Raw genomic sequence first — 6,802 nt, 5'->3', positions numbered from 1 at the left:
CTGACAAGCGGCCAACAAACCCTTCTCTCAAGTTCCCCAGAAGCTCTACTAGCTTAGCTTTAGGGTTGGCTCTCCAGGATCTGGACAAGGGGGAACGACCGCTCCCACCCAAATTAGATCCTCTAACCCATCAACTAGTTATCCAACTATTTATTTATTAATGTCCTCTGGGCGTTGGGGCAGACTCTCTCCTGAGGATCCCTGGGGACGAATGAGCTCGATCGGCAGGCCATCGGGATCGGCGATGAACGCCACTTCATAGACCTGGCCCCCAATTTGCTGGAGCTGGGGCGGCAGCAGCAGGGTAAGGGGCACTTGCGCTCGCAAATGTTCTAGGTAGTTGGCCAGGGATCCCCATTCGGGGCCCACCTCAAAAGCGGGGTGATAGTAGCCCACATAGTGGGGATCCCCAAAGGGATCCGGGGCAGGATGGGGCTGCGGCACTTGCATCAGCTCCAAACGCCCCCAGGGGCCGCGCATCCAGCAGGCCAGCGTGATCCCGGCAGTAAAGCGTTCTTCCACCGCAAAGCCCAGCCCCTCGTAAAAAGCGATGGAGCGGAAGATATCGGCGGTGCGAATGGAAAAATGGTGTAGTTTCATCGTCCTGCAAAGCAGCCAGATGGGGCCAGACCGCTCGGATCATCGCCGATGACGGCTGGTCAAGCGCAGACAGACTTGCTACGCTCCAGAAAAGTAGGCTGTCTATCTTAAGCACCTCTTGCAGTGTATGCTGGCCCGCCCAATCCTTGGGGCGGGAAATGCGACAACCTAAGCCGATTGCTGCCAACCTCAATTATGCCTAAGCTGGTCATTGTCGAATCTCCCACCAAAGCCCGTACCATCCGTGGGTTCTTGCCTGCGGGGTATGAGGTTCAGGCCTCGATGGGACATGTGCGGGATCTTCCCGATTCGGCATCTGAAATTCCAGAAGAATTGAAAGGAGAAGAGTGGAGCCGCCTGGGGGTCAATGTCCACGCCGACTTCGAGCCCCTCTACGTCATCCCCAAGGACAAAAGAAAGGTGGTCAAGGAGCTGAAGGAAGCGCTCAAGAAGGCGGACGAGCTGATCCTGGCCACCGACGAAGACCGCGAAGGGGAAAGCATTAGCTGGCACTTGCAGCAGGTGCTGCAACCCAAAGTGCCCACCCGCCGCATGGTGTTCCACGAGATTACCCGCGAGGCCATTCAGGAGGCGCTGCAAAACTGCCGTGAGGTGGATGAACAACTGGTGCGTGCCCAGGAGACCCGCCGCATCTTGGATCGCCTGGTGGGCTATACCCTGTCGCCGCTGCTGTGGAAAAAAATTGCCCCCAAACTCTCGGCAGGGCGGGTGCAGTCGGTGGCGGTCAAGCTTTTGGTGGATCGAGAGCGGGAGCGGCGCGCCTTCAGAAAAGCCTCCTACTGGGATCTCAAAGCGGAGCTGCAGCCCAAAACGACCGTCGCCGGCCAGCAGGCTGTCTTTCCAGCAGAGCTGGTGAGCTTGGGTGGCAAACGCCTGGCCAATGGGCAAGACTTCGATCCCAGCACCGGCCAGCTCATTGCCGGGCGGGATGTGGTGTTGTTGGATCAGGCCCAGGCCGAGGCCCTGCGGGATCGCTTGCTGGGAAAAGCCTGGATCGTCAGCTCTGTGGAAGAGCGCCCCTCCACCCGCAAACCTGCCCCTCCCTTTACCACCTCCACCCTGCAGCAGGAGGCCAACCGCAAGCTGCACCTGTCGGCCCAGCAGACGATGCGCATTGCCCAAAAGCTCTACGAAGAGGGCTACATCACCTACATGCGCACCGATTCGGTCCACCTGTCGGAGCAGGCCATCCGCGCTGCCCGCGCCTGCGTGGAGTCGATGTACGGCAGAGAATATCTCAGCCCCGAGCCCCGTCAGTACACCACCAAAACCAAAGGGGCGCAAGAAGCCCACGAGGCCATTCGTCCTGCCGGATCAGAGTTTCGCCTGCCCAGCCAAACCCCCCTCTCCGGCCAGGAGCTGGCCCTCTACGACCTGATCTGGAAGCGCACCGTCGCCAGCCAAATGGCTGAGGCGCGGCAGACCCACACCATCGTACTCATCGCCGTAGACGATGCGGTGTTCCGGGCCAGCGGCAAGCGCATCGATTTTCCCGGCTTTTTCCGCGCCTATGTGGAGGGATCCGACGACCCAGAGGCGGCTTTGGAAGATCGGGAGGTGCATCTGCCTCTGTTGCGGCAGGGGGATCCCCTCCGCTGCCAGAAGCTGGAACCCGTTGCCCACGAAACCCAGCCTCCAGCCCGATATACGGAAGCCTCCTTGGTCAAGGTGTTGGAAAGTGAGGGCATTGGCCGCCCCAGCACCTACGCCACCATCTTGAATACGATCATGAGCCGTGGCTACGTCAGGCCGATGGGAAGTGCCCTCGTGCCCACCTACACGGCTTTTGCAGTCACCGAGCTACTGGAAAAATACTTTCCCAACCTGGTGAATACCCGCTTCACTGCCGAGATGGAGCAAACGCTGGACGACATTGCTTCTGGACAGGCGGAGTGGCTGCCCTATCTGCGCCATTTCTTCTTGGGCGAGCAGGGTCTCGAGGGACAGGTGAAGGCGCGCGAGCTGGAAATTGATTCCGGCCTGGCCCGCTCCATCCATCTGGAGAACCTGCCTGTCAAGATCGGCATTGGCCCCTATGGCCCCTATGTAGCAGTTGAAACTGAGTCTGGAGAGGTGCGCGCCAACCTGCCGGAGGATATTCCCCCCGCCGATCTGAGCCCAGAACACATTGCGGAGCTGATCCAGCGGAAGCAAGAAGGCCCCAAGCCCATTGCCTTTCACCCGGAAACCCAGGAGCCAATCTATGTGATCCCGCAGGGCCCCTATGGCCCCTATGTGCAGTTGGGGGAAGTTTCTGAGGACAACAAAAAACCCAAGCGCACCTCTCTGCCCAAAGGGCTGAAACCGGATCAGGTTACGCCAGAGATCGCCTTGGGGTTGCTGAGCTTGCCCCGCACCTTGGGGGAACACCCGGAATCGGGGAAAAAAGTGCAGGCCGGCATTGGCCGCTTCGGCCCCTACGTGGTCTGCGATGGCGATTTTCGCTCTCTGCCCGCCGATGAGGATGTGCTGACCATCAGCCTGGAGCGGGCGCTGGAGTTGTTGGCCCAGCCCAAGAAAGGCCGTGGGCGCGGCTCTGCCAAGCCCTTGCGGGAGCTGGGATCCCATCCTGAGGATGGTGAGCCGGTCAATCTGCACGACGGCCCCTACGGGCTGTATGTCAAACATGGCAAGGTCAATGCCTCTTTGCCCAAAGGGATCCCTGCCGAAGCGGTTACCCTGGAAATGGCCCTGCAGGTGCTGGCCGAAAAGGAAGGCTCTTCTGCAGAGGTCAAGGGGAAAAGCCGCTCGACCGCTTCTGCAGGTAAAGCCCAAGCCAAAGCTGCCTCCAGCAGCCCTACAGCCCAGCAGGCCGGAAATGCTGTGCCGCAGAAGCGGCGTAAAGCGCAAACCACTTCCACTGGCAGCGGGATGGCCAAAGAGCCGCAAGCCCAAGCGAATGGGTCAGCCCAGGTGGGATCCCGTCCCACCATTGTGAAGATCACCCCCAAAGCCCCCGCCTGAGGTCAGCTTCTTGGGGTGCGATGGCCCAAGGTCGCCTGCTCAAGGTGGCTCAGGGATCGGCTATGTAGCAGCTTTGCTGACGAAACAACTGCTCCAAGGGCCACAAGCAGCGGCCACAGCGGCTTCCCGATTGGCAATGCACCCGCATCGCTTCTGCAAACGGCAAGGGATCCTGCTGCTGGCGCTTGAGAATCTGGGCGTGTTCCAGCTCACTGCAGTAGCAGTAGGCAGGATGGCGACGATGGGGGTGTGCAAGGGACACGGGAGTAAATGAGAGTTGGAGTCGGGGCCAACAGCCTTCAGCTCAACGTTATCACCTGGGTGCCGGGGAAGTAGTGATTGAGAATTTGCGGCGCCGTGTAGCCCTGCTCGGCCAAGCCACGGGATCCCCACTGACACAGTCCCACCCCATGGCCGGCTCCGCGATAGGTAAAAAGGTACACTTCCTGCTGGCCGGCCTTTGGCTGGAGACGTTCCCACGTGAAGCGGTTGCTGGGGAGGATCCCCCAACCCAGGGTTTGGCCAAGGCGCAGCACAAACTCTTGGCCAGTCAACAGTTGGGATCCAACGCGGATGCGCAGGGGGCGACCCCAGGGATCCGACTGCACAATCTCCAGATCGCCGTTGCCGAAGGCTGGCTCCAACTCCCGTCGGCTGAGCCGGACGCTGTGAGGGCCATAGAAGGGAGAGGCGCGACACCCGTCACAGATCACCCCTTGTAGGTAGGGGCGGGCGGGTGGGGCAAAAATATCCTGATTGGCGCTGGTGTGGCCCCCACAGGTGGAGTGAAACAGAACCTCTATCGGCTGGCCGGCATGGGTTAGGATCTGCCCTCGGGTTGCCCGCACCGCAGCAGTGGTCGCCGCCGTCTCATAGGCCAGGCCACCATAGAACTGGTGGGCGGTGGAGTCTTGCAATGGCCTTATCGGGGCAGAGGGCCATTCTCTTCTGGGGCCGGGGCACAGATGGGGAACGGCCAAGGTACGGGCCAAGATGGCTTGCGCCTGCAAGGCGGCAGCTGGCCAGTCGGCGGGCATTTCGCTGGGCACCAAAGCCAGCAGATAGTCTTCCAACTTCACCCAATTCACCAGATGCAGGCGACCTAAACCCTTGGGACGAATCTGTACCCAGCCCCGATAGCGACGCTCCTCCCCTGCGAGGGAGCGCAGAGCTCCCCCCTGTAGCCAAAGGGATCCCTGGTAGCGACGAGGCTGTCCCGGCCCGGTCAGCAGGAGCTCTTGGCGGCGAACCTGTAACTTCCAGGTGCCTGTTGGAAAAGGCTGCTGATTCAAAACAAAAGGGCCAACCAGCTCCAACTCGGCCAAGGGATCCGCACTCCAGCGGCTGAACAGCTCCACGGCCAGCCAATCTCCGCGCCCGGACGTTTGGGCCTGCCGAGAGCCTCCCCAAACAGCCCACAGGGATCCCAGCACCATCGCCCCCAACTGTCGTCGCCGCATAGGCCCCATCCGGGCATCCTCTATCGATAGACCATTCCCCCAGAAATACTGTCAAGATGAGCTGGCCAGCAAAGGATCGTATCCCAGTTGCTGGGTAAGCCGGGCGCGGGCCAATTCCCGATATTCCCAAAAGTGTTCTCCTGCAGCGCAGAGGCCCAAATATAGGTTCAGCAGGCTCGGTTTCTGTCGCCAAATCGTCCATAGCTGCCGCCAAAATTGGGCGCGGATTTCGGGATGAAGGATCCCTTGCCGCCAGATGAGTTGTAGAAGCAGATGGATCCCTTTGCGAAGGGGCAGCTTCATCATTTGCCGTCGGCCATCTTTGATGCCGATATTCAGGCATTGTTGCAGGCAGCGAGACAAATATCGTGCAGGATCATACAGTTTCCAAAAACTTTCCAGATACTCTCGGGCAATCTCCGATAGAGAACGGGTGGGAATAAAGTTCATCAGTGTATTTTGATCGCCAAACTCAGTCACGCCGATCCCTTCCAGCAACCGTTCCTCTTTCTTCAAGCGATTCCAGAGCTGTGTGTTTGGCAAAGCCTGTAAAATGCCCAGCATTGGCTGAGGAATACCGGTTTGCTCGACAAAAGCCTGAATGCGCTCCCCTGCTCCTGGCCGCTCTCCATCAAAGCCCAGAATAAACCCAGCATAGATCAGCAGTCCAGCATCGTTGATCTTGCGACAGGCCTCCACCAAAGGGTGGCGGGTATTCTGGAGCTTTTGGGTCATCTGTAAGCTGTCTTGGTCTGGAGTCTCAATGCCCAAAAAGACAGCATAGAAACCCGCCTCTACCATTAACCTCATCAGTTCTTCATCTTCGGCCAGGTTAACCGAAGCCTCTGTCATAAAGGTAAATGGGTAATTGCGCTTTTGGCTCCAAGGGATCAGCTCTCGTAAAAATCGCTTGACGTTGCGCTGGTTGCCGATAAAGTTGTCATCCACCACAAATACCGAACCCCGCCAACCCAAGTCATAGAGAGCTTGCAGCTCGGCTAGCATTTGACTTGGCTCTTTGGTTCTCGGCTTGCGTCCGTAAAGAGAGATGATGTCGCAAAACTCGCAATTGAAGGGGCAACCTCGCGAAAATTGGACTGACATCATGAAGTATTGATCCATACGCAGCAGATCAAACCTCGGCAAAGGACTTTGGGTTACATCCGGTTTTTCCGCAGCCCGAAAAATGCCCGACTCTTGCCCAGCTTCTAGAGCCTTGACAAAGGCCGGTATGGTCACTTCCCCTTCATCCAAAACCAAATAGTGAGCACCAGATTCCAGGGCATCCTGTGGCACAGAAGTTGGATAGGGTCCGCCCACCGCTACTTTTTTGCCCAACTGCACCGCTTTGCGAATGAGGGCGTGGAAATCCTGCTTCTGCACCAACATGGCTGACAAGATCACCAGATCGCACCACTGCCAATCGGCTTCTGTTTCATCAGCTACATTGCGATCCACAAAGCGAATCTCCCAGTGTTGGGGCAGCAAAGCAGCAACGGTGATCAAGCCAAGAGGTGGCATTAGCGCTTTTAGCCCCACCATCTCAATGGTGCGATTGTAAGACCAGAATGATTGAGGAAAACGCGGATAGAGCAGCAACGCCTTCATACCAACCAGCTCCTGAGTTGCAGATCGACCAACTTGATCCCCTACTGGTTTCCTATCGATTTGCTAGGCTTAGATAAAGCAGCCACAGATCAAACGCCTGCTCGCAATATCCTGCTGATGTTAGCCATTGGCAGATCTTGTGCAGGCTA

Annotated in this window: 5 protein-coding genes; 1 reads left to right on the top strand and 4 read right to left on the bottom strand. The window is 58.3% G+C overall.

Features of this window, described 5'->3' with window-relative positions; genetic code table 11:
* Positions 1-150: 150 nt before the first annotated feature.
* Positions 151-600, bottom strand: coding sequence for a VOC family protein (locus tag NW820_RS07815; RefSeq protein WP_414342591.1), 450 nt, complete (start codon positions 598-600; stop codon positions 151-153).
* A 195-nt stretch (positions 601-795) separates the two neighbouring features.
* Between NW820_RS07815 and topA the strand changes: the two genes are divergently transcribed.
* Positions 796-3,585, top strand: a complete 2,790-nt coding sequence (topA, locus tag NW820_RS07810) for a type I DNA topoisomerase (protein ID WP_414407160.1) — start codon at positions 796-798, stop codon at positions 3,583-3,585.
* 49 nt (positions 3,586-3,634) lie between these two features.
* On the opposite strand, the gene NW820_RS07805 is transcribed toward topA, so the two are convergent.
* Genes NW820_RS07805 through NW820_RS07795 form a run of 3 tightly spaced genes read right to left on the bottom strand, consistent with a single transcriptional unit; the run spans position 3,635 to position 6,653 of the window.
* Positions 3,635-3,847 carry a hypothetical protein gene (locus NW820_RS07805; protein ID WP_414407159.1) on the bottom strand — a complete coding sequence of 71 codons (213 nt, stop codon included), beginning with the start codon at positions 3,845-3,847 and terminating at the stop codon, positions 3,635-3,637.
* Between the two features lie 37 nt (positions 3,848-3,884).
* On the bottom strand, positions 3,885-5,045 hold the full coding sequence (locus NW820_RS07800) for a SpoIID/LytB domain-containing protein (RefSeq protein ID WP_414407158.1): 1,161 nt from the start codon (positions 5,043-5,045) through the stop codon (positions 3,885-3,887).
* A gap of 51 nt (positions 5,046-5,096) precedes the next feature.
* Complete coding sequence (locus tag NW820_RS07795; protein ID WP_414407157.1) at positions 5,097-6,653, bottom strand: B12-binding domain-containing radical SAM protein; 1,557 nt, start codon at positions 6,651-6,653, stop codon at positions 5,097-5,099.
* Between the last annotated feature and the right edge of the window lie 149 nt (positions 6,654-6,802).

Source organism: Synechococcus sp. R55.7 (genome assembly GCF_047461955.1).
Classification (GTDB): domain Bacteria; phylum Cyanobacteriota; class Cyanobacteriia; order Thermostichales; family Thermostichaceae; genus Thermostichus.
The sequence above is the reverse complement of the archived record's forward strand: the minus strand, read 5'-3'. Positions and strand labels throughout refer to the sequence as shown.

Excerpts from the sequence above, each read along its gene's own strand:
- NW820_RS07795 (WP_414407157.1), bottom strand. The coding sequence starts at position 6,653 with ATGAAGGCGTTGCTGCTCTATCCGCGTTTTCCTCAATCATTCTGGTCT.
- NW820_RS07815 (WP_414342591.1), bottom strand. The coding sequence starts at position 600 with ATGAAACTACACCATTTTTCCATTCGCACCGCCGATATCTTCCGCTCC.
- NW820_RS07800 (WP_414407158.1), bottom strand. The coding sequence starts at position 5,045 with ATGCGGCGACGACAGTTGGGGGCGATGGTGCTGGGATCCCTGTGGGCT.
- topA (WP_414407160.1), top strand. The coding sequence starts at position 796 with ATGCCTAAGCTGGTCATTGTCGAATCTCCCACCAAAGCCCGTACCATC.